The 23,652-nt window shown below is 72.9% G+C and carries 22 protein-coding genes and 1 pseudogene; 7 read left to right on the top strand and 16 right to left on the bottom strand.

What is annotated here, in order from left to right; all coding sequences use genetic code 11:
• Positions 1 to 48 precede the first annotated feature (48 nt).
• On the bottom strand, positions 49 to 801 hold the full coding sequence (locus OHA65_RS37040) for a PIG-L deacetylase family protein (RefSeq protein ID WP_327286233.1): 753 nt from the start codon (positions 799 to 801) through the stop codon (positions 49 to 51).
• 240 nt (positions 802 to 1,041) lie between these two features.
• On the opposite strand from OHA65_RS37040, the gene OHA65_RS37035 reads away from it, so the two are divergent.
• Entirely contained in the window at positions 1,042 to 1,602 is a 561-nt protein-coding gene (locus tag OHA65_RS37035) for a pyridoxamine 5'-phosphate oxidase family protein (RefSeq protein WP_327286231.1), read from the top strand.
• A 46-nt stretch (positions 1,603 to 1,648) separates the two neighbouring features.
• Here the strand turns inward: OHA65_RS37035 and OHA65_RS37030 are convergent, their stop codons facing one another.
• The 4 genes from OHA65_RS37030 to OHA65_RS37015 form a co-directional block, all read right to left on the bottom strand.
• Entirely contained in the window at positions 1,649 to 2,464 is an 816-nt protein-coding gene (locus OHA65_RS37030; protein ID WP_327286230.1) for a methyltransferase domain-containing protein, read from the bottom strand.
• Between the two features lie 57 nt (positions 2,465 to 2,521).
• A complete protein-coding gene (locus tag OHA65_RS37025) occupies positions 2,522 to 3,169 on the bottom strand; it encodes a histidine phosphatase family protein (RefSeq protein WP_327286229.1) in 648 nt (215 codons plus the stop codon).
• 137 nt (positions 3,170 to 3,306) lie between these two features.
• Positions 3,307 to 5,355: a calcium-binding protein gene (locus tag OHA65_RS37020; protein ID WP_328765536.1), complete on the bottom strand. Its 2,049-nt coding sequence runs from the start codon at positions 5,353 to 5,355 to the stop codon at positions 3,307 to 3,309.
• A gap of 206 nt (positions 5,356 to 5,561) precedes the next feature.
• Positions 5,562 to 6,554, bottom strand: coding sequence for a helix-turn-helix domain-containing protein (locus OHA65_RS37015; protein ID WP_328765535.1), 993 nt, complete (start codon positions 6,552 to 6,554; stop codon positions 5,562 to 5,564).
• Between the two features lie 103 nt (positions 6,555 to 6,657).
• On the opposite strand from OHA65_RS37015, the gene OHA65_RS37010 reads away from it, so the two are divergent.
• Positions 6,658 to 7,689 carry a saccharopine dehydrogenase NADP-binding domain-containing protein gene (locus OHA65_RS37010; protein WP_327286226.1) on the top strand — a complete coding sequence of 344 codons (1,032 nt, stop codon included), beginning with the start codon at positions 6,658 to 6,660 and terminating at the stop codon, positions 7,687 to 7,689.
• A 21-nt stretch (positions 7,690 to 7,710) separates the two neighbouring features.
• Here the strand turns inward: OHA65_RS37010 and OHA65_RS37005 are convergent, their stop codons facing one another.
• The 4 genes from OHA65_RS37005 to OHA65_RS36990 all read right to left on the bottom strand — a co-directional run bounded on the left by OHA65_RS37005 (position 7,711) and on the right by OHA65_RS36990 (position 10,997).
• Positions 7,711 to 8,343: a hypothetical protein gene (locus OHA65_RS37005; protein WP_331729844.1), complete on the bottom strand. Its 633-nt coding sequence runs from the start codon at positions 8,341 to 8,343 to the stop codon at positions 7,711 to 7,713.
• 186 nt (positions 8,344 to 8,529) lie between these two features.
• Positions 8,530 to 8,883, bottom strand: a complete 354-nt coding sequence (locus OHA65_RS37000; RefSeq protein WP_327286551.1) for a MerR family transcriptional regulator — start codon at positions 8,881 to 8,883, stop codon at positions 8,530 to 8,532.
• Between the two features lie 26 nt (positions 8,884 to 8,909).
• Positions 8,910 to 9,668: an SDR family oxidoreductase gene (locus tag OHA65_RS36995; RefSeq protein WP_327286224.1), complete on the bottom strand. Its 759-nt coding sequence runs from the start codon at positions 9,666 to 9,668 to the stop codon at positions 8,910 to 8,912.
• A gap of 84 nt (positions 9,669 to 9,752) precedes the next feature.
• A complete protein-coding gene (locus OHA65_RS36990) occupies positions 9,753 to 10,997 on the bottom strand; it encodes an MFS transporter (RefSeq protein WP_328765533.1) in 1,245 nt (414 codons plus the stop codon).
• A gap of 138 nt (positions 10,998 to 11,135) precedes the next feature.
• On the opposite strand from OHA65_RS36990, the gene OHA65_RS36985 reads away from it, so the two are divergent.
• The gene (locus tag OHA65_RS36985) at positions 11,136 to 12,071 is read left to right on the top strand and encodes a LysR family transcriptional regulator (protein ID WP_327286222.1); all 936 of its coding nucleotides are present in this window, start codon (positions 11,136 to 11,138) and stop codon (positions 12,069 to 12,071) included.
• A gap of 218 nt (positions 12,072 to 12,289) precedes the next feature.
• Here OHA65_RS36985 and OHA65_RS36980 read toward each other — a convergent pair whose 3' ends face one another.
• Positions 12,290 to 13,018: a helix-turn-helix domain-containing protein gene (locus OHA65_RS36980; RefSeq protein ID WP_327286221.1), complete on the bottom strand. Its 729-nt coding sequence runs from the start codon at positions 13,016 to 13,018 to the stop codon at positions 12,290 to 12,292.
• A gap of 242 nt (positions 13,019 to 13,260) precedes the next feature.
• Here OHA65_RS36980 and OHA65_RS36975 point away from each other — a divergent pair, with 242 nt between their 5' ends.
• The gene (locus OHA65_RS36975) at positions 13,261 to 13,929 is read left to right on the top strand and encodes a DUF4097 family beta strand repeat-containing protein (protein WP_328765532.1); all 669 of its coding nucleotides are present in this window, start codon (positions 13,261 to 13,263) and stop codon (positions 13,927 to 13,929) included.
• A gap of 576 nt (positions 13,930 to 14,505) precedes the next feature.
• On the opposite strand, the gene OHA65_RS36970 is transcribed toward OHA65_RS36975, so the two are convergent.
• The 3 genes from OHA65_RS36970 to OHA65_RS36960 form a co-directional block, all read right to left on the bottom strand.
• Positions 14,506 to 15,702, bottom strand: coding sequence for an FAD-dependent oxidoreductase (locus OHA65_RS36970; protein WP_328765531.1), 1,197 nt, complete (start codon positions 15,700 to 15,702; stop codon positions 14,506 to 14,508).
• A gap of 90 nt (positions 15,703 to 15,792) precedes the next feature.
• On the bottom strand, positions 15,793 to 16,737 hold the full coding sequence (locus OHA65_RS36965; protein WP_328765530.1) for an RNA polymerase sigma-70 factor: 945 nt from the start codon (positions 16,735 to 16,737) through the stop codon (positions 15,793 to 15,795).
• A gap of 202 nt (positions 16,738 to 16,939) precedes the next feature.
• Positions 16,940 to 18,049, bottom strand: a complete 1,110-nt coding sequence (locus tag OHA65_RS36960; RefSeq protein ID WP_328765529.1) for an FAD-dependent monooxygenase — start codon at positions 18,047 to 18,049, stop codon at positions 16,940 to 16,942.
• Positions 18,050 to 18,251: 202 nt separating this feature from the next.
• Here OHA65_RS36960 and OHA65_RS36955 point away from each other — a divergent pair, with 202 nt between their 5' ends.
• Positions 18,252 to 19,214, top strand: coding sequence for a TetR/AcrR family transcriptional regulator C-terminal domain-containing protein (locus OHA65_RS36955; RefSeq protein ID WP_329316771.1), 963 nt, complete (start codon positions 18,252 to 18,254; stop codon positions 19,212 to 19,214).
• Positions 19,215 to 19,753: 539 nt separating this feature from the next.
• Here the strand turns inward: OHA65_RS36955 and OHA65_RS36950 are convergent.
• Complete coding sequence (locus OHA65_RS36950; protein ID WP_327286550.1) at positions 19,754 to 20,347, bottom strand: HD domain-containing protein; 594 nt, start codon at positions 20,345 to 20,347, stop codon at positions 19,754 to 19,756.
• A gap of 116 nt (positions 20,348 to 20,463) precedes the next feature.
• On the opposite strand from OHA65_RS36950, the gene OHA65_RS36945 reads away from it, so the two are divergent.
• Positions 20,464 to 21,132, top strand: coding sequence for a DUF5701 family protein (locus OHA65_RS36945; protein WP_327286215.1), 669 nt, complete (start codon positions 20,464 to 20,466; stop codon positions 21,130 to 21,132).
• Between the two features lie 69 nt (positions 21,133 to 21,201).
• Positions 21,202 to 22,011: a maleylpyruvate isomerase N-terminal domain-containing protein gene (locus OHA65_RS36940; protein ID WP_331736325.1), complete on the top strand. Its 810-nt coding sequence runs from the start codon at positions 21,202 to 21,204 to the stop codon at positions 22,009 to 22,011.
• Positions 22,012 to 22,117: 106 nt separating this feature from the next.
• Here OHA65_RS36940 and OHA65_RS36935 read toward each other — a convergent pair.
• A pseudogene (locus OHA65_RS36935) lies at positions 22,118 to 22,255 on the bottom strand (MFS transporter); the annotation flags it as partial.
• Between the two features lie 336 nt (positions 22,256 to 22,591).
• Positions 22,592 to 23,611: a toxin glutamine deamidase domain-containing protein gene (locus tag OHA65_RS36930; RefSeq protein ID WP_327286213.1), complete on the bottom strand. Its 1,020-nt coding sequence runs from the start codon at positions 23,609 to 23,611 to the stop codon at positions 22,592 to 22,594.
• Positions 23,612 to 23,652: the final 41 nt, after the last annotated feature.

Raw genomic sequence — 23,652 nt, 5'->3', positions numbered from 1 at the left:
CCCTCGGGGCGGGCCCCTGAACGTCGGGGTGCCCCCGACCGCGATGTGTCAGGCCCGTCCCGCCGTGGGGGCGAGGTCGTGGCGGACGTACCACTCGGTGCCCATGACCCGCCTTTGGACCTCGGGCGCGAGCGCGGCGATGCGGCCCGGGGCGGCGCCCCGCTCCACCTCGCTGCGGTGGGCGGCGATGGCCGCAAGCTTCTGCTCGACCCAGGGGCTGACGTCGACGGCCGTGGCCGTCTCGTCCGGTACGGAGTACGCACTCGCCACGGCCCCGTCGGGTCGGAGGAGGTATCCGCCGAGGGCCCGGGCGGCCGAGTGGGGGTGGGTCGCGAGGCAGAGGGTCGACGGTTGCCAGGGGTTGCCGGCATCGGGGTAGAGCCTGCCGAGACCGGCCGCGTGGACGGCGATGACCGCGAGCCGGTGGGCGTGGATGTGGTCCGGGTGCCCGGTCAGGCCTCCGTAGCCGTCGTGCGTGATGACCACGTGCGGCCGGAACTCCCTGATGTGGGCGACCACGGCACCCACCGCCTCGTCCAGCGGGGCCTCGCAGAACCGGGACCGGCCGGGGGCCGAGGACGGGACGCGGGCATCGGCGTAACCGAGCAGCCGGGGCGCACCGGCGCCGAGGATCGCAAGCGCACGGGCCAGTTCGCCGACCCGTCCGGTACCCGCCGCCCACGTCCCGGTCAGGACTGCGGTCCGGGCCCCCGCAGCGGCATGCCGGGCCAGGACGCCGCCTGCGGAAAGGGCTTCGTCGTCGGGATGCGCGAAGAACGCCAGAACGCTCGGCATCGACATGCCGCATCACCCTCCAGTCAGTCGCACCGCACACGACCAGCACGGGAAGTCTGCGACGTATGCCGCCCGCTGAAACAAGCCGCGGTTGCGGCGGGGCGCGACGCTTGCGGCGGCCGGTCGCACGGAGGGGTGTGGCGACCTCGACGATCCCCTGGTCAGGCAGGCAGACGGGCGAAAGCGGGGGCCTGGTGGTTTCCGCGGGGGCGGCCGGTCGTTACGGGGAGAGGAAGGAGGTCCGCCATGACAGTGCAGGGACCCGCGAAAGAACCCACGGCGACCGAGCTCGACGCACGCTACAGCTCGGCGCTGAATCCCCGCCCGGGGGCCGAGGACGTCACCGCCACCGACTGGGCCGAGGCGCAGCGGCAGCTGGGGGCCGCCGAGATCTTCTGGTTGTCCACGGTGCGAGCCGACGGCCGGCTGCACGTCACTCCCGTGATCGCCGCCTGGCACGAGGGGGTGGTGTACTTCTCGACCGGCGCGGAGGAACAGAAGGCGAGGAACCTCGCTCACGACGGGCACTGTGCGCTGACCACCGGGGGGAACTCGCTCACCGAAGGGCTCGACCTCGTGGTCGACGGCAGGGCCGAGCCGGTTGCCGATCCGGCGGTGGTGGAGGAAGTGATCGCGGCGTACGAGGCGAAGTACGGGGCGCACATCACCTCGCCCGAGGGCACCTTCCACGGGATCGGGGACGCGATGCGGAAGGGGAACGTGGTGGTCTTCGCGGTGACGCCGACCACGGCGTACGGCTTCGGTCGGGACAACGGCGTGTACACGCACACGCGGTGGACGTTCTGAGCGGAGCGGCCGACCGGCCCGCGAAGGCACGGCCGGCGGGCCGCCGTCACGGGCGGCGGCCCCGGGCGGAGATCATCGGGGAGGTGGTGAGGTCGAGGCGGCCCGACGTGACGGTTGCGAGGTGCCGGTCGATCTCCTCGTCCGTGGCGAGGCCCGCCGCCACCAGTGCGCCCCGCACCTGTCGGACCGTCGCCGCCTCCAGGACGTCGCAGGCCGCGGACGTGACGGGGAAGTAGGCGTCCGCGGTGACGTCGGTCAGCCCCGCCTCCCGCAGCAGCCGGGGCAGCTTGCGTCCGTAGGCCAGGTCGACACCGCGAGCCGCCAGCAGCGAGCGGAATCCGGCGCGCAGTCTGTTGGCCAGGGCCTGTTCGGGGCCGTACTCGTCCAGGCAGATCAGCGGCTGCGACGCCGGATCGGCGTCTTCGAGCAGCAGCCACCCGCCCGGCCGCAGGGCGCCGGCCATCGCGCGCAGGGCGTGTTCCCGGTCCGCCACGTGTACGAGTACCAGCCGCGCGTGTACGAAGTCGAAGCCGCTGCCCGGCGGGGCGTCCCGGCCCACGTCGTGGCGCAGCACCTCGATGACGCCTCCCGCGGCCCGTGAGGCCCAGGAAGTGTCGATGTCGGTCGCCACCACCCGTCCGGTCCGTCCGACCCGGTCGGCCAGCCACGTCACCACCGAGGAACCGCCCGCCCCGACCTCCCAGCACTGCCACCCCGGAGCGATCCCGAGGTCCTCGATGTGCCGGAAGGTCGTGGGGTCGAAGAGCTCGCCGAGCGCATCGAAACGGGTACCCGCCTCGGGTCGTGCGTTGTCGAGGAGGTAGCCGCCGTCGTTGCCCGGGTCCGGTGCGGAGCGCGTCATGAGGGGATTCTCCCCCGGTGAGCCCCGCAGCCGGGGCGAGTGGGGCGATGGCGGGCCTCAGGCCTGGAGCTCCGGCGGGAAGTCGGTCCAACGGAGGCTTTCGGGGAGGTGGCGCATGTCGTTGTAGAAGAGCACGGAGGCGGGCCGGTCGGGGGAGTACCGGATGACCGTCAGCGCCGCGTTGGCCTGGTTGAGGCCCATCCAGCGCCAGTTCGGCGCATCGAGGGCGGCCCGGACGAGCCAGCCTATGAGGAAGTTGTGGGTGACGATCAGCTCATGGCGCGGTGCGTCACCGTCGACGGGGCCCGTGAAACGGGCGACGGCCGCCCGCGCCAGCGCCGGGCCGCCCTCCCGCTCCTCGGCCGGGAACCGGGCCAGGTGCGCCAGCATGCGGTCGGCCGAGACCGACGGCAGTTCCTCCCTCTGCGGGACGTACGGGATGTAGTCCCCCGCCAGCTTCGACTCCTCCAGCGGTACGTCGTCCAGCTGGGCGCAGATCAGGCGCGCGGTCTGCGCCGCTCGGGGAAGCGGGCCGTGGTACACGGCACAGAGAGGACTGCCCGCGAGCCGCTCGCCGAGCAGGGTGGCCTGCCGGCGCCCGGCGTCCGTCAGCTCGCTCTCGTCGTCCGAGGCCTGGCCGTGCCGGGCGAGGTAGAGGTAGCGGGCGGCTGTTCCGACTTCGGATCCGGTTTCGGTTCCGGTCATGGAGGGGTCCTCCGTCAGCGTCTGTGATCTTGTGGACACTCGGGGGGACGCCGGTTTTGGCCCTGCGGTTTCACGTCGGATGCGCGAGGGCCGTCGCCGTGGGGACGGCGACGGCTCTCCTCTGCGCGGGCGGTCGCTCAGGGACAGCTGATGCGGGTGTCGCCCGGGTCAGTGGTGCAAGTGTCGCTACCGGGGCCGCCGTTGGCGGTGTCGTTGCCCGCGACGCCGTCGGTGGTGGTGAGGCGGTCGTTGCCGTAGTAGCCGGTCAGGACGTCGTTGCCCGGGCCGCCGTTCAGGGTGTCGTCGCCGAAGCCGCCGTCGATGTTGTCGTTGCCTTCGCCGCCGTACACCGTGTCGTTGCCGTAGCTCGCGCGCACGGTGTCGTTGCCGCCGAGGGCGCAGATCACGTCGTTGAAGTAGCCGCCGGTCAGCGTGTCCGCGCCGCTGGTGCCGATGATCGTGCAGCCGCGTGCGTTGTTCACCGAGGTGGTCGCGGTGGCCCTGTTGTTGGCGGTCGCCGGGTCCTGCTGGGTGGCGGTGACGGTCGCCGTGTTGGTGAGCGTTCCGGTGGCCCGCGGCTCGGCCGTCACCGTGACCGTCGCGCTCGCGCCCGGTGCCAGGGAGCCGAGGGCGCAGTTGGCCCCGGTCGCCGTCGTCGTGCAGGTGCCCTGCGAGGGGGCGGCGGAGGTGGGGCTGGCGCCGGCTCCGGAGAGCGTGTCCGCCAGGGTGACGCCGGTCGCCGTCGCGGTGGAGGCCGCCGAGTTGGAGACCGTCACCGTGTACGAGGCGCGGTCGCCGATGCTCACCGTGGCCGTACCGGTCTTCGTCACCGACAGGTCCGCGCTCGGCGGCGGGGGCGGCGGCGTACCGTCGCCGCCCTGGTAGCGGGCGAGGGCGAAGGCGAAGCCCGCCCCGTAGCCGGCCGCGACGATGTTGCCGTCCGGCTGTACGAGCACCCCGCGCGCCTCGTCGTAGTCCCCGAAGCCCGTGACCGCGAAGCCGTCGCCGCTGAAGCCCGTGTCCACGGCGCCGTTGGGGTTGAAGCGGACCAGCCCGAAGTCGTTGGCCTCGGAGCTGTTGGGGTAGTCGGCCCGGCCCGCGAGGACGATCTTCCCGTTCGGCTGGAGCGCCATGGCGTTCGCGGTCCCGCCGTCGCCGGGGAAGGCGACGGAGGTGCGCCCGCCGGTGCCGAAGCCGGTGTCCGGGCTTCCGTTCGCGGTGTAGCGCAGTAGGGCGATGCCGGCGCCGCCGTTGCCCGCCGCGACGATCTTTCCGTCCGGCTGGACCGCCACGGCGTTGCCGAACTCGGTGCCGCCGAAGTCCGCGGTCACCATGCCGTCACCGCTGAAGGAGGTGTCGAGGCTGCCGTTCGTGTTGTACCGGGCCACGCCGATGTCGAAGGCGGTGTTGCCCACGTACCCGACCGAGACGATCTTGCCGTCCGGCTGGAGGGCCATGCCGCGGGCGGTGCCGCCCGCGTCCTGGGGCGAGGCGGGCGTGAACCCCGCGACCACCGCGCCGTCACCGCCGAGGGTCGGGTCCAGGTTCCCGCCGCTGTCGAGGCGGACCAGCGCGAAGCCTCCGCCGGCGCCCTTGCCCGCGGCGATGATCTTGCCGTCGGGCTGCACCGCCACGTCCGCGCCGTCAGCGGAGCCGCCGAACTCGTCGACCCGCACGAGGCCGCCGTCGCCGAAGCCCGTGTCCAGGCTGCCGTTGGTGTTGTAGCGAGCCACCGAGAAGAAGCAGCAGCCGCCACCCTCCTCCGCGATCACCTCGGTGGTGCCCGCCACGACGATCTTCCCGTCCGAGGGCTGGATCGCCACCGCGTTCGCCGAGTGGCTGCCGCCGCCGAAGTCGCTGGTCACCGTACCGTCCCCGGCGAAGCCGGAGTCGAGGCTGCCGTCGGTGTCGTACCGGGCGAGTGCGAAGCCGCCCTCGCTGAGGCCCACCACGACCAGCTTGCCGTCGGCCTGCCGCGCGATGTCGTGGCCTTCCGCGTAGCCGGGGAAGGAGGTGGTGACCCGGCCGCCGTTCCCGAAGGCCGGATCCAGATCGCCGGGTGCCGCCAACGCCGTTCCGGGCAGCGCGAGTACGAGCGCGAGCATCGTGCCGAGCACGGCCGGCACCCCGGCCGTCCTGCCCGGCCCGCGACGCCGCGGCGCCGGTCTCAGGTGTGCGTGGGTCATGGGCGTACGAACCTCCGGACTCGCGGGGGTGTGCAGGGAGCAGCGCACAGCTTCGTACGGGACGCCGCCCGCGCCCGGGGGGCCGTGCCGCAACTGCACCCACGGGCTCCCGGGAACCACCCCGGCGGAGGAGCGCACGGGGGGGGAGGGGAGCCCCGTCCGCAGATCGCCGGGAGCCGTGGCACGACCGAGCGACCGGTGGACCGTCAGCCCGTGGGGCGTGCAGGGCCTACGAGCAGCTCGGCGGCGGGCTCGGGACGGGTACGTGAGCGGAAGGTGCGGCGGTAGGCGTCCGGCGGCACTCCGAGGGTGCGGTTGAAGTGCCGGCGGAGCGTCGTGGCGGTGCCCATGCCGGTGGAGCCCGCGATGCTCTCGATGCTGTCGTCGGTCTTCTCCAGCAGTTCCTGCGCGTGGCGGATCCGTTGGGCCAGCAGCCATTGCAAAGGAGTGGTGCCGGTCGCCGCCCGGAAACGTCGACCCAGGTGGCGTGAGCTCATCCCGGCCCGACGGGCCAGGTCCTCCACGGTCAGCGGCTGATCGAGCCGTTCGATGATCCAGGGGAACAGGGCGGTGAGCGGGTGGTCGTCCTGCGCGGGCACCGGGGCGGTGACGAACTGGGCCTGGCCACCGGATCGGTGCGGGGGTACGACCAGGCGGCGGGCGACGGTGTTGGCGACGGACGAGCCGTGGTCGAGGCGGACGAGGTGCAGGCACAGGTCCAGCGCCGCGGCCTTGCCCGCGGAGGTGAGCACGCTGCCGTTGTCCACGTAGAGGACGTCCGGGTCGACCTCCACCGCCGGATAGCGGGCGGCCAGGGCGTCGGTGTGTGCCCAGTGCGTGGTGGCGCGCTTGCCGTCCAGCACACCGGCGGCGGCCAGCACGAACGCGCCCGTGCACAGCGAGGCCACGCGGACGCCCGCGTCATGGGCCGCGCGCACCGCGTCGACCAGCTCGGCGGGCGGATCCACGTCGACGTCGGCCCAGCCGGCGACGATCACGGTGTCGGCGTCCTGGAGACGGTCGAGGCCGTGGTCGGGTTCCAGGCGGAACCGGCCGAAGGCCACCGTGTCCGTCCCGCAGACCGTGAGGTCGTACCAGGGGACGGTGACGGCGGCCGGCGCGGAGCCGAAGACCTCGACGGCCACGGACAGCTCGAAGTGCAGCATTCCTTCGGTGACGGCGAGCGCGACGGATCCCATGTCCGGAAGTGTACGGGTCATGTCGTTCCGGACACTCACCGTTCAGCGTTCAACCACGCGAGGATCGGAGGCAGTTGATCGGCACGAGCACAGGAGACGAGTCATGGCAGCGGGGCAGACGGTGACGGTGTACGGCGCGTACGGGCACACCGGCCGGTTCGTGGTGGCCCACCTACGGGAGCGCGGATTCGTCCCGGTCCTGGCCGGGCGCGATGCGCACAAGCTGAAGGCACTCGCGGACGAGTACCCCGGCCTCGACGTCCGCCCGGCATCGGTCGACGACCCGGTCTCCCTCGACCGCGCACTGGCCGGGGCGGCGGCCGTCATCAACTGCGCGGGACCCTTCGCCACGACGGCCGCCCCCGTGATCGACGCGGCCCTGCGCGCCCGGATCCCGTACGTCGACGTGGCGGCCGAGATCGAGGCCAACGCCGACACCTTCGCGCAGTTCGCGGACCGCGCCCGGGACGCCGGCACCGTGGTCGTCCCCGCGATGGCCTTCTACGGAGGCCTCGGCGACCTGCTGGCCACCGCCGCGATGGGCGACTGGGAGACGGCCGACGAGGCGCACATCGCGTACGGGCTGAACGGCTGGCACCCCACGGAGGGAACGCGCGCCGCCGGCAAGGTCTCGGCCGAACGCCGTGGCGGACGTCGCGTCCGGTTCACGAAGGGGCAGTTGGAGTACCACGACGACGTCCTGCCCACCCTGGAGTGGCCCTTCCCGGACCCGGTGGGCCCGCGGGCGGTCATCGGCGAGTTCACGATGGCCGACGTCGTCACCCTTCCGAGCCACCTGTCCATCCCGGAGGTACGCACCTACATGACGGCCGAGGCGGCCGACGGCGTGGTGGCCGCGGACTCGCCGACCCCCACCGCGGTCGACGCACACGGCCGGTCCGCACAGACCTTCCTCGTCGACGTCGTCGTGCGCTCCGGCAACACCGAACGGCGCGCCGTGGCCCGCGGCCGGGACATCTACGCCGTCACCGCACCGCTCGCGGTCGAAGCGGTCGCCCGCATCCTCACGGGACGGACCCGGGCGGTCGGCGTCGCGTCCGCCGGTGAACTCTTCGAGGCCCCCGCCTTCCTCCGCGCGCTGTCCCCGCACATCGACGTGGAACTGCACCCGTAGCGGGCGGGACGGACGTCGTGCCTAGCGCCGGGTGTCGAGGACGGTGTAGCCGCCCTCGATGGCGTTCGCGTCGGGGGACTTGGCCGAGCACTTCGGCAGTTCGGGCTGTCCGTCCGCGGTGGGGGCCGTGAGGCCGATCCGGGTCGGGCCGCCACCGTCCGCCGGGACGTGGAAGCTCAGGCCCATGCGGGCGGGCTGCTTGCGGTGCAGGAATTCCTGCCAGTACGGACCGGCGTCGACGATCCTGCCGGTCACGGCGACGTCCGGTCCGTTGACGCTCACGCAGTCGACCTTGAAGTCGCCCCAGTTGAACGACGGCTGCCCGTCGCCCTTCGGGGGCCACCAGTGCTGGATGCGGAACGTGCCCCAGGAGCTGGCTGCGACGCCTTGGTCGTGCGGTGTGAACAGGCCGTGTGCATCGACGAAGATCCGGATGTCCTCGTCCGCGACGGGATAGTCCATGCGGGCCCACCCGCTGATGCCCGCCACGGCCCGATCCGCCGGCGCGGCGGCAGGCGCGGCGGTAACCGGCGCGGCGGTGGCCGGCGCGGCGGTGGCCGGCGCGGCGGTGGCCGGCGCGGTGGCCGTGAGCGTTGCCGTGGCGGCGAGGACGAGCGGGACGGCGGCCAGACGCAGGGCCGATGTGATCGCCATGACGGTTCCTCTCGGGAGTGGTGTGGGATCGCCTCCGATCCTGGCGGACCCGTCCGCGCCGGCCATCGCGCCCGGGAGGGACGTCGCCTCCCCCCGACGGGGGAAGGTGCCTCCACCCATGGACTCCCGGACAGGGGTCTGCGTACCGCCGGTGACGGCCTCTCCCCCGGGCGGCCGGTGGCCGCGCTATGCCCCGGTCTTCGCCCGGAGTGCGGCGTTCAGCCGGTCTCGGGCCTCGGTCTGGGCGGCGATCCGTTCGTCGAGGACCGCCAGCCGTTCCAGCGCGACCCGCAGTCCCTTCTCGGAGGGCGGTGCGGCCGCCACGTCGCCGTCCAGGCAGGGCAGGAACACGCGTACGTCGTCCAGGGTGAGCCCGGCGGCCAGCAGGTGGCGGATGTTGCGGACCCGGACCACGGCCCGCTCCTCGTAGAGGCGGTAGCCGTTGGAGGCCCGCTCGGAGGAAATCAGTCCGGCCTGCTCGTAGTGCCGCAGCGCACGAGCGGTCGTCCCCGTCGCCTTGGCCAGCTCACCGATCCGCACCCGTTCCGCCTCCTGTGCCACTCCTATCACGCCACGACCGCACCGCCGTCCACGGGGAGGACCACGCCGGTGACGAACGATGCGTCAGGCGCGGCGAGTCGGGTGATCGCCCAGGCCACTTCCTCGGGGCGGCCGACCCGGGCCAGCGGGGTGTGCGCCAGCTGCCACTGCCGTACCGCGGCCCTCCGCTCCGGCGTCAGGCCCTGGTGCTCGCCGATGGGGGTGTCGATCGCGCCGGGAGCGACCGCCACGACCCGGACCCCGCGGGGTGCGAGCTCGACCGCCCAACTGCGGGTCAGCAGTTCCAGGGCGGTCTTGGTCGCCGCGTAGACCGAGCTACCGGGCCACGCCCGCTGCCCCACCGACGTGCTGACGTTGACGATCACTCCGCCCGACGCCTCCAGGAAGGGCAGTGCGGCCTGGGCCAGCAGGACGGGGGCCACGAGATTGGTGGCGAGCTGAGCACTGATCGCCTCCGGCGTCAGCGTGCCGAGGGCGCCGCTCCGCACGATCCCCGCGTTGTTGACCAGCACGTCCAATCGGCCGTGCGTCCGCGACACGGCCTCGACGATCCGCTCGGGTGCGCCGTCGGCGGTGATGTCGGCGGACAGTGGTGTGATCCGGTCGTGCCCGGCCGCGGTCTCCCTCAACGGTTCGCTCCTGCGTCCGATCGCGATCACGTGGGCGCCCTCGGCGGCGAACGCGCGGGCGGTGGCCCGGCCGATGCCGGTGCCGGCTCCGGTGACGGCGACGATCCTGCTGCTCTGTGGTGCGGTGCTGGTCATGCCGTCATCGTGCAACCCTGCCGCCAGTGGCAAGGTCAACGTCCACCTCCCCCGGCCGGGGAAACGAGCGGCAGGCGCGGCGCGTCAGGTGCGGCTCGGTGCCGGCTGCGGCTCGACGAGGTGCGGTGCCGCGCGCCGAGGGAGCAGCAGCGGGGTCACGAGTACGAGTGCGCCGGCCAGGCCGATGGCCGTGCGCGGGCCGAGCAGGCTGCCCAGTACGCCCCAGACGGCGGTCAGGAGCGCGGTCGAAGCCTTGGTCGTCACCGCCCAGGCGGACAGGGTGCGGGCGACGCGGTCGGTTGCGGTGCGCCGGAGGCGGTAGGTGGCGTGGACCGGGTTGAAGACGCCGCAGCAGAAGATGAGCCCGAGTTCGACGCCCATGACCAGCAGCAGCCCTGAGGTGCCGGGCCCCGGGAAGGCCAGGCCGACGGGCCAGATCGCACGCAGCGCCCCGGCCACGACCAGGACCCGGTGCTCCCCGAACCGGGTGACGAGCGGTCGGGCCAGCCGCGCACCGAGCAGCCCGCCGATCGAGGGCGCGGCGAAGGCGAGGCCGTACTGCCACGGCGCGAACCCGAGCCGGCCGAGCATCAGGACGGCCAGCAGCGGCTGGGTGGCCATCACCAGGCCGTTGAACAGGGCGGTGTTGAAGAACAGCGGACGAAGCGCCGCGTCGGCGAGGACGTAGCGCCAGCCGTCGAGCAGGTCCCCGGCCCGCATCCGCGGGGTCTCCCGGTGCTCGGGGCGCGGCTCGTGCCCGCCCATCGCGCGGATGCCGAGGGCCGAGAGCAGGTAGCTGACCGCGTCGGCCGCCACCGTCGCCACCGGGCCGAGGAGTCCGATCGCCGCGCCGCCCAGCGGTGGTCCGATGATCGTGGTCGTCCAGGCCGTGGATTCGAACCGGGCGTTCGCGACGAGCAGGTCCTCGGCCGGCAGCAGCGCCTTCACGTACGCGCCGGAGGCCGCGCGGAAGGTGATGTCTGCCGCCGCGACGACGACAGAGACCAGCAGGAGCTGCAGGTAGGTGAGTACGCCAAGTGCGTACGCGGCGGGGACCGTCAGCAGCGCCGCGAACCGGGCCAGGTCCATCGCGATCAGCACCGGCCGCTTGCGGCGGAACTCCACCCACGGGCCGAGCGGCACCGCCACGGCCGCGCCCACCGCAGCCCCCGCGGAGGCGAGCGCGGCGACCTCGGCCGGTCCGGCGTGCAGCACCTGGACGGCGATCAACGGGAACGCGCCGAAGGCGAGCCACGTGCCGAGCGCGCTGGTCCCGTACGCCCCCCAGAGCCACCCGAACCGTCGCCCCAGCCGATGTCCGCGCAGCATGCCCCACGCCCGCCCCTCGCCACTCACCCGTACGACCGATCCGCGATCGGACCCATCAAAGCGAGCGACAGGGCCGTGGATCAAACAACCACGGAGACGCCTCGCCACAACCAACGGTTGTGGCCGTAGGGTGTCGGCATGGACCTCGACGCCGTACGGACCTTCGTCGCCGCCGCCGAGGCGGGGCGGTTCCAGGAGGCCGCCGCCGAGCTGGCGGTCACCCAGCAGGCCGTCTCCAAGCGCATCGCCGCGCTGGAGCGCAGCCTCGGCGTACGGCTGTTCACCCGCACGGCGCGCGGCGCCGAGCTCACCATCGACGGGCAGGCGTTCCTGCCCCACGCGCGCGAGCTGCTGCGCGTCGCCGAGCGCGCGGTCGCGTCCGTGCGCGCCGGCAGCCGTCCACTGCGCGTCGACGTGATCAACCTGCGCGGTGCGGCGTCGGGCCTGATGCGCGGATTCCACCGCGCGCACCCCGAGATCGAGCTCGACGTGGTGACGCTGTTCGACATCGAGACGGCCGTCGCCGCCGTCCGTTCCGGTGCGATCGACGCGTCCTTCCGTGCCGTCGCCGCGCCCGGCCGGCCCCTTCCCGAGGGCATCGAGTCCGTGCGGGTGGTCGACGAGCCGCTCCAGCTCCTCACCGGCCCCGCCCACGCCCTGGCGGGTGCCCGGTCGGTGGCCCTCGCGCAGCTCGCCGGGCACCGCATCTGGATGCCGGGCATCGTCCCCGGTACCGAGTGGGCCGCCTACTACGACGACCTCGTCGCCGAGTTCGGCCTCACCATCGAAGCGACCGGCCCCAACTTCGGCTCCGACGCGCTCCTCGACACCATCGCCGACACCCCGGCCCTGGCCACCTTCATGGGCGAGCACACACGGCTCGTCTGGCCCACCGACCACGGCCTGCGCCGCATCCCGGTGACCGACCCGACGCCGGTCTACCCGCACTCGCTCCTCTGGCGCCGCGACGCCCCCCACCCGGCGCTGGCCACCCTCCGCGCCCACCTCGCCGCCACGACGGCCCGGTACGACCGCGCCGGGACCTGGGTACCGGACTGGGCGACCCCGCGCTGACCCCGCGCCCACGGGGGCGGCCGACTCGGCGTCGATGGTGCGTCCGGCCGCGGGGCTCCGGTGCGCCGGTTGACGGTGTCCGTCAACCGGCGGCGCCGCCGGCCGTCCGGTCGGTGATGTCCGCTACGCCCTCAACGAGCCCGGGTTGGCGGCGCTGGGCTCCGACCTGCTCGCGGCCGTACTGCGCTGAGCGGCTGGACCGCCGTTCACGACGGCCGTCAGCCGTCCGCCGGTTCGGGGTCGTTCGTGTGCAGGATGTCGCGGGCCTGCTCCGCGGCGCGGGCCATGCTCTCGCCGACGAAGTCGACGAACCGGGCGATGTTTTCGAGGCGGACGGCGGCCGGGCTTTCGCGGCCGAGGACGCCGACGCCCTCCCGGGCGGTCCGGGCGATCTGGGTGTTGGCCCGGGCGGCGGCCATCATCGACTGGTACCAGACGTCGTCGTCGACGAGGTAGCGCTCGCGGCGGCGTTCGTCGCGTTCCCGGCGGACGAGGCCCTGGCTTTCGAGGAACGTGACGGCCTTGGAGACGGACGCCGGGCTGACCTGGAGGCGCAGGACGAGTTCGGACGCCGTCACACTGCCCGCGTCGGTGGTGAACAGGCAGGTCAGTACCCGGGCCATCATCTTGGGCAGGCCCTGGTGCACCAGGATGGCGGTGAACGTCTCCTCGTACTCGCGCACGGCCTCGGGGTCACGTCCGTGGGCCTGCGCGGGCGCCTGCGGCTCCCGGGGCGCGGCCTGCCTGCGCTGGTGGGCGCGGCGTTCGGTGGCGCGGTGGGCCAGGTCGGCGCGGTACGCGGTGGGGCCGCCGTTGCGCATCACCTCGCGCGTGATCGTCGAGGTGGGGCGGTCGAGGCGCCTCGCGATCTCTGCGTAGGCGAGTCCGTCGGACATGCCCAGCGCGATCTGCTGGCGTTCCTGCTGGGTGAGCCTGCCTCCCGGCATCGCGGTCTCCTTCTTGCCGTTCGCTGCGCCTCTTGCGTCCCAGCATAGCGTTCACCGGCATTCCATTGCAACGAACACCCAGCTGATGTTGCATTAGATTCAGAATCATTGCAACGATTGACCGGCTCTGACCTGGATTAATGCTGCTTTCACGCAACGCATCCATTGCCCATTTCATGAACGCAACGTAGCTTTTCCATCATCAGAAACGAAGAGCGAAGAGCTCGACCAAGGAGAGCGTCATGCAGAAGTTCAACTCCCCCGCCCCCATCGCCGCCGTCCTCGACATCCCCGCGGGACTCGTCCGGTTCATCGCCGCCGACCGCGCCGACACCACCGTCGAGGTCCTGCCCGCCGACGCCTCGAAGGGCCGTGACGTGAAGGCGGCGGAGCAGATCACGGTCGAGTACGTCGGCGGCGTCCTGCGGATCGGCGCCCCGACCGCGAAGAACCAGTACTTCGGCCCCTCCGGCTCCGTCGAGGTGACGGTCCAGCTGCCCGCCGGCTCCCGCGTCGAAGCGAAGGCGGCCGGCGGCGGGTTCCGGGGTGTCGGGCGGTTCGGCGAGGTCGTCTTCGAGGGCGCGCAGGGCGCGGTCGAGATCGAGGAGGCCGCGAGCGTCCGCGTCACCACCCTCGCCGGTGACGTCTCGGTGGGCCGCCTCGGCGGTCCCGCGGAGATCAGCACCGCGAAGGGCGACATCCGGATCGCCGAGGCCGTACGCGGCGCGCTCGCCCTGCGCACGCAGGCCGGCGACATCTCGGTCGGCGCCGCCGCCGGGGTCAGCGCCTCCCTGGACGCCGGCACCGACTACGGCCGGATCCACAACTCCCTCAAGAACACCGAAGGCTCCGCCGACCTGAGCATCCAGGCGACCACCGCACAGGGCGACATCACCGCCCGCAGCCTCTGACGAGCACCCGTCAAGCCAGTGCGGGCGCCGGGACGACACGGGACGGCTCCGACTTCGCCGAGGTCACGGACGAAGGGCCGGACCACGTCGTCACCCTGCCCACCGACGGCCAGGAGTACTTCATCGACTCCGCGGTGGCCGGGTACGGGACTGGGCCGCCTCGTACGGTCACGTGGCCGACGCGGGCTACCCGGCCGACCACGCCGCGGCGCTGCGGCAGTTGGCTGCCGGGCCCGGCGAGGGACGACCAGGTCCACCCGGACCTCACGCTGCGGCTGGCCGACCGGCTGGTCGCCGCCGGCAAGGACTTCGGGCTGCTGATCCTGCCGGGGGCGGAGCACGCGCGCCTCGATGGCCCGGCATACGTCCGGGGGCGCTACTGGGACTTCCTGGTCCGCGAACTGATGGGCTCCCGGCCGCCCGGCTACCGCCCGGCCCCGATCGCCATCGGCCGGAAATGCTCGCGGAACCGTTCGGCTGAGGGCGGCTGCCGGCCGGGCGGAGAGGGCGACCGGGGCGGTGTCCGGGGTTGCGAGCGCGCCGGCCGTGTGGGCGGACGTGCTCTCGGCCGTCCCGTCACCGTACGGCGGCGAACCGGGTCTGCGCCGCGCGGGTGGCCGGGACGAGGCGGTGGCGGCGGGTCGGCATGAGCATCGTCGGGTGGGCGACGGCCCAGGCCGCCGACGCGCAGATGAACTCCTTGATGCGGGCGCCGGCCCGGCCGGTGATGACGGTGGACGTCATCCCGTCCTCGTGGGTCACGCGCTGGAGCATTCCGTCGCGGCGTCCGAGGCTGATGCACTGGGCGGCGTAGCCGATCGGCTTCTCGGGTACCTTGCGGCCGGTCAGGCGCGCGGCCAGGGCGTCGGCGGCCTGCCACGCCATCGGGGTGGCCGTGGCGCAGGCCATCCGCAGGGGCCTGCCCTCCGGTCCTTCGGCGAACGCGGCGTCTCCGACGGCGTACACGTCGGGGTGCGAGACCGAGCGCATGGTGGCGTCGACGACGATCCGTCCGGTGTCGGAGACCTCCAGGGTGGTGGCGGCCGCGATCGGGTGCACGGCGAAGCCCGCGGTCCACACCGTCACGTGCGCCGGGACGTCCCCGGCGGCACCGGCCACGACCCGGTCCGCTTCGACGCGCGTGATGTCGGCTCCTTCGTGGACGGTGATGGCGAGCCGGTCGAAGACGACGCTCAGGTGGCGCTGCGCCTTGTCGCTGAGCCAGCCGCCGACGCCTTCGCGGGCGGCGATGGCGACCTTGAGGTCCGGGCGCGCCTCGGCGATCTCGGTGGCCGCTTCGATGCCGGTCAGGCCGCCGCCGACGACCACCACGGTCCCGCCCGGCTCCAGCTCGCCCAGGCGCGACCGCAGCCGCAGCGCGCCCTGCTTGCCGGCGAGGTGGTGGGCGTGCTCGGCGACACCCTGGACGCCGTGCTCGGCGTTGGTGCTGCCCAGGGCGTACACGAGCGAGTCGTAGCCGAGGGTCTCTGCGCCGTCCTCACCGGTGAGGTCGACGGTCTTGCGGTCGGCGTCGACCCCGGTGACCCGTGCGGGCCGGACCTGCACGCCGGTGCCCTCGTACACCTTGCGCAGCGGGCGGCGCGGCAGGTCCTGGCCGCTCGCGAGCTGGTGCAGGCGGATCCGCTCGACGAAGTCGGGGTCGCCGTTGACCAGGGTGATCTCGACGTCGTCGCGGTGCAGCCGCCTGGCGAGGCGCCCGGCGGTGACGGCTCCGGCGTACCCGGCTCCCAGGACGACGATGCGGTGCTTCATGGCTGGCTCCTATCCGGTTGGACTCACCTCCTGAACCGGACAGCCGCACGATCCCTGACAGGATCCGACCGTGACGTGGGCCACACTCGATTACCAGATCTCCGCGACGGGGTGATGGGGGCCTTCGGCCGTCCACTGGCGCGTGATGCGTTCGAGCTTGTCGGGGTTGACCTGGATGTGGAGCGCCTCGACGCCGTCGGGCGTCTCGGCGAGGCAGATGACGCCGAGGACCCGCCCGCCGGCCGCGAGCAGCAGGGCAGCAGTGCCGTTGACGACGGCGGCATGGACGGCGACGCTCCCGCCGGCGTGCGCGCGCTTCGCGGCGTTCGGCCGGAACAGCCCCCGCAGGTAGCGCGCGATGCCGAGCGCACCGACGACCGGGGTCCTGCGGGCCTGCACCTTGGCTCCGCCGTCGGCCACGCTGACCGCGTCGTCGGTGAGCAGCCGGATCAGCGGCTCGGTGTCGCCGCTGAGGGCCGCGGCGAGGAACCCCTCGACGACCTTGCGCGCGGCGGCCGCGTCGACTTCGATGCGGGCCCGGTCGGTGGTGAGGTGCTGCTTGGCGCGGCGGTAGATCTGCTGGCAGTTCGACTCGGTGAGGTCGAGGATCTCCGCGACCTCACGGTGCCCGTACCCGAACGCCTCGCGCAGTACGTACACGACGCGCTCGTTGGGCGAGAGCCGCTCCATGAGGGTGAGCATCGCGAAGGACACCGACTCGCGCTGTTCGGCGGTGTCGGCCGGCCCCAGCATCCGGTCTCCGGCCAGGACCGGCTCGGGGAGCCACTGGCCCACGTACGTCTCGCGCCTGACCCGGGCCGAGGTGAGCTGGTTGAGGCAGATGTTGGTGAGGACCTTCGTCAGCCATGCCTCGGGCGTCTCGATCCGCTCCCGGTCCGCCGCGTGCCAGCGCAGGAACGTGTCCTGCACCGCGTCCTCGGCATCACCGGCCGACCCCAACAGCCGATAGGCGATCGCCTCCAGGCGGCCCCGGGAGCTCTCGAACAGATCGGTCTCGTACGTAGGGAGCGGCATCGGCCCATGATCGGCCACTCGCGCGTGCCCGTCCACCCGCGCCGACCCGGCCCGGTCTGGCGGTCCGGCCCGGTCTGGCGGTCCGGGGGTCCGGAGCTCCGGTGGTCCGGCCCGGTCGTGTTGCGTCCCTTCCTGTCCCGTCTCCTCCTGTCCTGTCCTGTGCGTGGCGGGGCGCGGGCGCGGGGGCGCGGGGGCGCGGGGTTCAACCGTCCAGCGAGATGGCGTTCTTGGCGTGCTCGACGGACGCCTCGGAGGCGGGCCCGCCCGGATTCTCCGTGGCCAGGGCCTGGTTGAGGGTGACGAAGGGGCGCATCCGCCGCTCGTATTCGGCGTACGCGGTGCCGTGGTCGCCGCCGCGGGCGCGGGCCCGGGCGAGGGAATCGGCCAGTACGTACGCACCGACGAGGGCGAGGCTGGTGCCCTGCCCCGACAGCGGGGAGGGGCAGTAGCCGGCGTCCCCGAGCAGGGTCACCCGGCCGCGCGACCAGCCGTCCAGGTGGATCTGGGCCATCGCGTCGCAGTAGAAGTCGGGCGCTTCCACGGCGGCCTCGGCGAGCCGGGTGCCGTTCCAGCGCAGGGCCGCGAGCTTGTCCGCGACGAGCCGGCGAAGGGTGTCGGGGGTATGGGCCAGCGGGCCGGACTCGAAGCCGAAGGCGACCCGGAGTTCGGTGTTGTGGCGTACGGGCATGATGCCGAAGCCCGCGTCCGCGTCGCGCAACCACATCTGCCAGTCGTCGAGGCCGAGGAAGTTGTCCGTGCCGAAGACGGACAGGTAGCTGCCCAGATGGTGCACGAACTGCTCCTCGGGGCCGAAGGCCAGGCGCCGTACGGTCGAGTGCAGTCCGTCGGCCCCGACCACGAGGTCGAAGGTGCGGGGCGGCGCGTGCGTGAAGTCGACGCGGACCCCCGTCTCGTGCTCGGCGAGCGCGGTGATGCTGTCGCCGAAGAGGTACTCGACGTCCGAGCGGGTGTGCTCGTGGACCATCCGTACGAGGTCCTCGCGCAGCAGCTCGATGTCGTCACCGTCGAGCCGGCCACTGCTGAAGGTGGCCTCGGTAGAGCGCCCGACCTCCTGTCCGTCGGGGCCGAGGATCGACATGCCGCGCATCTTGGTCCGTACGCTCCTGGCCCGCTCCAGCAGGCCCGTCCGCGCGACGACATCGAGCGCGACGCCACGGATGTCCACGGCCTGGCCGCCGGCGCGCGGGCCGGGGGCGCGCTCGACGACGGTCGGATCGAAGCCGTGCCGGCGCAGCCAGTGGGCGAGGACGGGGCCGGCGATTCCGCCGCCGGAGACGAGAACGGTCCGCATGGGAAGGCTCCTTGGCCGTGTGGTGTGGTGTGGTGCGTGGTGTGGTGCGGTGTGGCGTGTGCCGTGTACGCAACTGAACGTACGCCGTACGCGCAGCCCCCTCAACTGGCCAAACTGCCCTACTGACCTAACACAGTTGAGCTTCTGCCACCATCTTGGCTGCTAGCCTCTGTCCTAGTACAGCGAGAGAGGAACGGAGAACGTGACGCATCCCACACAGACGCAGGATGAGCCGCCCTACCTGCGCATCGCAGGAGAGATCCGCCGACGCATCACGGCCGGCGAACTCGCCCCCGGAGACCGGGTCCCGTCGACCCGTCAGGTCGCCAAGGAGTGGGACGTCGCGATGGCCACCGCCGCCAAGGCCCTGACCACCCTGCGGTTGGAAGGGCTGGTCGAGGCCCGCCCGCGCGCCGGCACGGTCGTGGCCGCGGGTGCTCCCGCGGTGGCGCCGCGCCGCCGGCCGTCACCCGCCCCGGCGCCGGAGGGTGACCTGACCCTCGACCGGATCGTCCGCGCCGCCATCGACATCGCCGACGCGGAAGGGCTCTCGGCGCTCTCCATGCGCGGCGTCGCGGCCCGGCTCGGTGTCGCGGCCATGTCCCCGTACAGGTACGTTCCCAGCAAGGAAGACCTCGTCCTGCTCATGGCCGACGCCGCCTTCGGCGAGGAGTCCTATCCCGCGGATCCCGCGGACGCCCCGGCCCCGGAGGACTGGCGTTCCCGCATCGAGCTGGGCGGGCGAACCCTGTGGGCCCTGTACCGCCGCCACCCCTGGCTGGCTCAGCTCGGCTCCCTGACCCGGCCGCTGCTGGTGCCGAACCTGATGGTGCACGGCGAGTGGGTACTGACGGCACTCGACGGACACGGCCTCGATCCGGCCACGCTGTTCGACATCCACGTACTGCTGTACAGCCATGTCCAGGGGCTGGCGGTGCACCTGGAGTGGGAGGCCCACGCGGAGGCGACCACGGGCCAGTCGGAGGACGAATGGATGGCCAACCGCGCCCCCGCCCTCCGAAAGCTGGTGGAGTCCGGCCGTTTCCCTGCCTTCACCAAGACGGTCGGGTCCTTCGAAGACGGCTACGACCTGCGCCTGGACGCCCTCTTCGAACTGGGCCTCAAGGCCCTCCTGGACGGCCTGACACCCGTCATCGAACGATAGGGCCGCACCGTCACCGCATGCCGCATGCCGCATCCACGGGAGCCGGCACGTCCTGCGTGCACGGCGGGGCCGTGCGGACACGACGCGTCGAGCAGCATCCTGCGCGTCGTGCAGGTCCGCGCCGGGCGATGCCCCGCCTTCGCCACCCGGTGCGTACGGCGAGTTCCACCGGGCCGAAGGTCCGCCGGCCGTCCTCGCGACGCACGTCCTGCGGTACGGGCGGCCGGTCGGTCGGTCCCAGCAGCCCGTCTCCGCCCCGAGCGGGTACCCCGTGGGCCATGCCCGACGGGCCGGCCGTCGGACGCGGACGCGAGGGCGCCAAGGAAGGCCGGCCGGCGGGGCAGGGAACGGAACCCGCGGAACGCGGCGGCGACGCCCGCCCCGGTCTCGCCGTACGGCCGCCGGGCGAAGGCTTCGGCGTAGACCCGCCGGAACCCGGCCTCGGCCCTCGACCCTCGGCCCTCGGCCCTCGGCCCTCGGCCCTCGCAGCAGCCGACCCCCGAGGCCGCTCGACGACGACTCCCTCCGTTCGCACCGCCTCAGTCGTGGATCGGGAACGATGCCTGGAACGCCAGGCGTTCGTCGGCCCCGGCCCCGATGCCGGCGAGGACCTCGTCGAGCGCGATGAATTCCTCCCACGCCGCCCGTCCGGACGCGCCGGCCAGCCGGGCGACGACGAGATCCTCCAGCTCGGGAACACGCTTGTTCTTCCAGATCTTGTCGGCGAGGCTCACCAACAGGTCCTCGAAGCCGACGGGCGACCGCGCCCACGACGCATGCGTCGCGGCGAAGCGGGCCAGCTCCGGGCTGACGCCGTGGCCGAGCAGCAGACTCCGCCCCGCCTCCTCGTGCGCCGCCCCGGGCCCGGAGAGCTCACGGACGTGCAGCGTCTTCCCCACGTCGTGCGTCGCCGCCCCGAAGAGCACCGCCTCACGGTCGAAGGCCACGAGGCGGTGGTCCCGCTCGACCCAGTCGACCAGCTGGTGCGCGACATCGTGGACGGCCCGCAGGTGCGCCGCCAGCCGTGGCGGACTTCCCAGCTCCACCAGAAGCCCTGCGACACGATCCGGCAGAGGGAGCAGAGACGGGTCGGCAGCGCCGCTCATGGCCCTCGACAAGACAGTGCTGGTCATCATCGCGTCAGGGTACTGACCCTCGGGGATTTCGCCCTCAGTGCCTGGGAACGTTGCGACGGGCCGGCTCGTTGGCCCGGGGTCCGCCGCTGCCCATGACGAACCACGGGAGTGCCGTGCCCAGTACCTCGTCCAATGCCTCGTCCGGCGCCGCCTCCGTACCCGCGCTGCCCTCGCTCGCCGCGCAGGCCGAGCGCCTGATCGAGCTCGGGGTGCACGAGCTCGCGGGGGTGTCCGCCGAGACGCTGCGCGCCTACGCCGCGGATGCCGACGTCGAGGGCGCGCTGCTCGCCGTCCACCCGGACCGCGCCGCCGCCTCCGCCCTCGCGCCGCTGCTGCGCCGCGATGGCAAGCCCGGCTTCGTCGTCGTCGACATGCCCGACGTCGACCGGTTCGCCCCGCTCGACGGCGTAGAGGTGCCCGACGCCCCCGTCTACCTCGTCACCGGCATCGACCGCGGCGACCACATGGCCAACTGGAGCCCCGAGGAGGCGCTGCCCGCCCTCACCAAGGAGGACCGCACTCCGCTGCTCCTCACCGAGGGCATCCACTGGGTGCTCCAGCAGCCCGACGTCCTGGAGCGCAACCGCTGCTTCATGACGATCGGCTCCCGACTGCGCAAGGCGAACGGCGCCCTGGACGCCCGTACGCCGGCGATCTGGATCAGCAACGGCACGGGGCGGGACGGCCGGGAGCGGCGCAACGCCCCGAAGGTCGGCTGGTGCTGGTGGGGCAACCGCCACACCTGGCTCGGCTTCGCCTCCGCGACCGGCCGTACGTCCTGAGGCTCACGACCGGTGTTCCACACCGAAAATCCACTGTCCGTCGTGGGAGCGCGGTGATGGACAGCCCGCGTGGATAAGACTCCGGAGTTCCCCACCCTGTTGCGGCTGATCGCCGAACGGTCGACCGCGTTCCGGGCCACGGTCGCCTCCGCGGCCGACCTCGACGTGCAGGTGCCGACCTGCCCCGAGTGGACGCTGTTCGATCTGGTGCAGCACTTGGGCCACGTACACCGCCGCCGGGCCGCCATCGTCGCCGCAGGCCCTGACGCCACGCCTCCGGCCAAGTCCGCACCGGCGGGCGCCCCGGCCGCGCCGCAGGAGCGCGAGGCTTTGCTGGTTTGGTCGGCCGCGCGGACCGAGCAACTGCTGGCCGCGCTGCGGGAGGCCGGCCCGGATCGCGGTTGCTGGACGTGGTGGGGGGCGTCGCAGTCGCCGCAGACCTCGGGCGCCGTCGCCCGGCACCAGCTCCAGGAGATCGCGGTGCACACGTACGACGCCCGGATCAGCCTGGACGCCTCCCCGCTGCGGCAGCCACTGCCACTGCCCCTGCCGGACGAGGCGGCACTCGACAGTGTCGACGAGTTCTTGACCACTTGCTGCGCGACGACCGCCGCCTGGCCCCACGAGCCCGCCGTCGTCGACTACCACGCCGCCGAGGGCCGCTCCTGGCGCCTGTGGCTCTCCGCAGACGGCGCACGGACCGCCCGCCTCCCCGTCTCCGGCACGACGCCCGTCCCCGATACGGCCGACGCCTCGGCCCGAGGCACGGCCGGTGATCTGGTGCTGGCCATGTACGGCCGCATTCCAGTGGACTCGCTGGAGCTGGACGGCGACCGCCGCCTCTTCGACCTGCTCGTGGCCTGGAACCCGGACGCGTAGGACGAGTGCCGTAGCAGGACGGGAGCCCGGACAGGCGTGCCGGAACCCGACATGATCGAGTGGGCAGCGGGACGGCTGGTGGTGGACCAGAGTGCGTGAACAACGGCTACGTCGCTGTCGGCCTCCGGGGCAGTTCAGCGCGGCGCACCGAGCCCGAGGCGAGGACGACAACCGCGCCCAGAGCGGCGAAGGCTCCACACCCGACGAACACCGGGGCAGCGCCCCACGTGGCCGTCGGTGCTCCGGCCGCCCGCCTCGGTGACGCCTACGGCCGCCCATCCCCTGAGGCGGTGTGCGGGGGTGGCCGTGCGAGGACGGTCGTCCGCGCGTGCGGCTGGGCGTCAGAGCTCGACGGCCGGGTACGTCTCGGTGTAGCTGCCGTGCCGTGCAGGTACGCCGCCGCCAAGACCTCGACCAGGGCGAGCAGGCCGAGCAGGTCCCATGGGGTCGCGGGGGCCGGCGTGCCGAGTCGGGCGGCGGTCACTGCACGGCCGGACCGGACATCAGCGGTGGCGGACCACCCGGACCTCCCCCGGGTCGGCGTACGTGCGCGGAACCCGTCGAGCAGGCGTAGCCGCTCCTAGGCCTTGCGCAGCGCGGCCTCGAAGTCGTCGGCCCGCTCAGCGCCGCCGGGACGTACGCGGGCGAAGACCAGCTCCAGCAGGCCGGCCGTGTCCAGGCGGGCCAGGCCGCCGGTCATCCCGTCGAGGAACGTCACGGCGCCGCCGTTGTTGTGCGCGTACAGCAGGTGTCCGCTGACCTCGACCCCGCGGAGGGCCCGCCGCACCCAGACCACGCCCTGCGTGTCCGGCCCGGTCTCCTCCGCCCTCCGGACGACCTCGTCCCAGGTCGCGCAGCGCAGTTGTTCGGAAGCGGGGAAGTGGCGTCGCAGCAGCAACTCCCACCATCCCGGAGCCTCGTGCGCCGGCTGCCACGGCAACGGGCACGAGGGGGCCCCGGCGATGGCCGCCGCCATGGTGACCACGCACCCGCGGGCGTTGAGGCGTCGCGCCTGCGTCTGCGGATCGCGCGACTCCGGGTTCTGCGTGTACGCGGCGGCGTCCCTCCAGGGATCATCGGCTGCCGGATGGAACGGTGTACCGGGCTCCTTGGGCACGACCAGCGAAGCGGTCAGCATCGGCGTGCGCGGATATCCCGGCTGTGCGGTGGTCCTACAGGCGAACAGCCACGTTCCGGCATCCTCGGCAACCGGCTCGGTCGTCACCAGTTCGACCAGTCCGTGATAGGTGCTCAGCAGCCACTTGAGCGCCCCTTGCCACGGTTCGGCCTTCACGGTCCCCGCCTTGCCGGCCGTCACCCAGTCGCTGTGCCGTACGTAGGCGAAGTACTCGTCCAGCGGCAGGTGTGAGGGCGGAAAACGCACCCCCGAACCGTCGTGGGGAACGAGCACCAGATGGGTCAGCGGTCCGCCCACGGCGCCACCCGGATCGGAGCTCTGCCGGGTGTCGTACCTGATCAGCCAGGCGAGATCGGTCTCCTCGCTGAGCTCCGGCCGCACGACGACCGTCCAGGGCTCATGGGCGAACGCTTGCTCAAGGTAGGGCCGCGCCGCTTCCACGGCCTCGTTCAACGTGGGCATTTCCGATTCCTGACTTGCGCTATCGATGGGGAACATGCCGA

It is taken from the genome of Streptomyces sp. NBC_00045 (assembly GCF_045041095.1).
GTDB lineage: Bacteria > Actinomycetota > Actinomycetes > Streptomycetales > Streptomycetaceae > Streptomyces.
This window is presented reverse-complemented; position numbering and strand designations above follow the sequence as displayed.

What these genes read in the sequence shown, in the direction of transcription:
- OHA65_RS36985 (WP_327286222.1), top strand. Translation starts at nt 11,136, where the DNA reads ATGGACCTCGACGCCGTACGGACCTTCGTCGCCGCCGCCGAGGCGGGG.
- OHA65_RS36965 (WP_328765530.1), bottom strand. Translation starts at nt 16,737, where the DNA reads ATGCCGCTCCCTACGTACGAGACCGATCTGTTCGAGAGCTCCCGGGGC.
- OHA65_RS37005 (WP_331729844.1), bottom strand. Translation starts at nt 8,343, where the DNA reads ATGGCGATCACATCGGCCCTGCGTCTGGCCGCCGTCCCGCTCGTCCTC.
- OHA65_RS36930 (WP_327286213.1), bottom strand. Translation starts at nt 23,611, where the DNA reads ATGCCCACGTTGAACGAGGCCGTGGAAGCGGCGCGGCCCTACCTTGAG.
- OHA65_RS36950 (WP_327286550.1), bottom strand. Translation starts at nt 20,347, where the DNA reads ATGACCAGCACTGTCTTGTCGAGGGCCATGAGCGGCGCTGCCGACCCG.
- OHA65_RS37020 (WP_328765536.1), bottom strand. Translation starts at nt 5,355, where the DNA reads ATGACCCACGCACACCTGAGACCGGCGCCGCGGCGTCGCGGGCCGGGC.
- OHA65_RS36960 (WP_328765529.1), bottom strand. Translation starts at nt 18,049, where the DNA reads ATGCGGACCGTTCTCGTCTCCGGCGGCGGAATCGCCGGCCCCGTCCTC.
- OHA65_RS37035 (WP_327286231.1), top strand. Translation starts at nt 1,042, where the DNA reads ATGACAGTGCAGGGACCCGCGAAAGAACCCACGGCGACCGAGCTCGAC.
- OHA65_RS37025 (WP_327286229.1), bottom strand. Translation starts at nt 3,169, where the DNA reads ATGACCGGAACCGAAACCGGATCCGAAGTCGGAACAGCCGCCCGCTAC.
- OHA65_RS37015 (WP_328765535.1), bottom strand. Translation starts at nt 6,554, where the DNA reads ATGGGATCCGTCGCGCTCGCCGTCACCGAAGGAATGCTGCACTTCGAG.
- OHA65_RS36980 (WP_327286221.1), bottom strand. Translation starts at nt 13,018, where the DNA reads ATGCCGGGAGGCAGGCTCACCCAGCAGGAACGCCAGCAGATCGCGCTG.
- OHA65_RS36970 (WP_328765531.1), bottom strand. Translation starts at nt 15,702, where the DNA reads ATGAAGCACCGCATCGTCGTCCTGGGAGCCGGGTACGCCGGAGCCGTC.
- OHA65_RS37030 (WP_327286230.1), bottom strand. Translation starts at nt 2,464, where the DNA reads ATGACGCGCTCCGCACCGGACCCGGGCAACGACGGCGGCTACCTCCTC.
- OHA65_RS37040 (WP_327286233.1), bottom strand. Translation starts at nt 801, where the DNA reads ATGTCGATGCCGAGCGTTCTGGCGTTCTTCGCGCATCCCGACGACGAA.
- OHA65_RS36995 (WP_327286224.1), bottom strand. Translation starts at nt 9,668, where the DNA reads ATGACCAGCACCGCACCACAGAGCAGCAGGATCGTCGCCGTCACCGGA.
- OHA65_RS36990 (WP_328765533.1), bottom strand. Translation starts at nt 10,997, where the DNA reads ATGCTGCGCGGACATCGGCTGGGGCGACGGTTCGGGTGGCTCTGGGGG.
- OHA65_RS37010 (WP_327286226.1), top strand. Translation starts at nt 6,658, where the DNA reads ATGGCAGCGGGGCAGACGGTGACGGTGTACGGCGCGTACGGGCACACC.
- OHA65_RS36975 (WP_328765532.1), top strand. Translation starts at nt 13,261, where the DNA reads ATGCAGAAGTTCAACTCCCCCGCCCCCATCGCCGCCGTCCTCGACATC.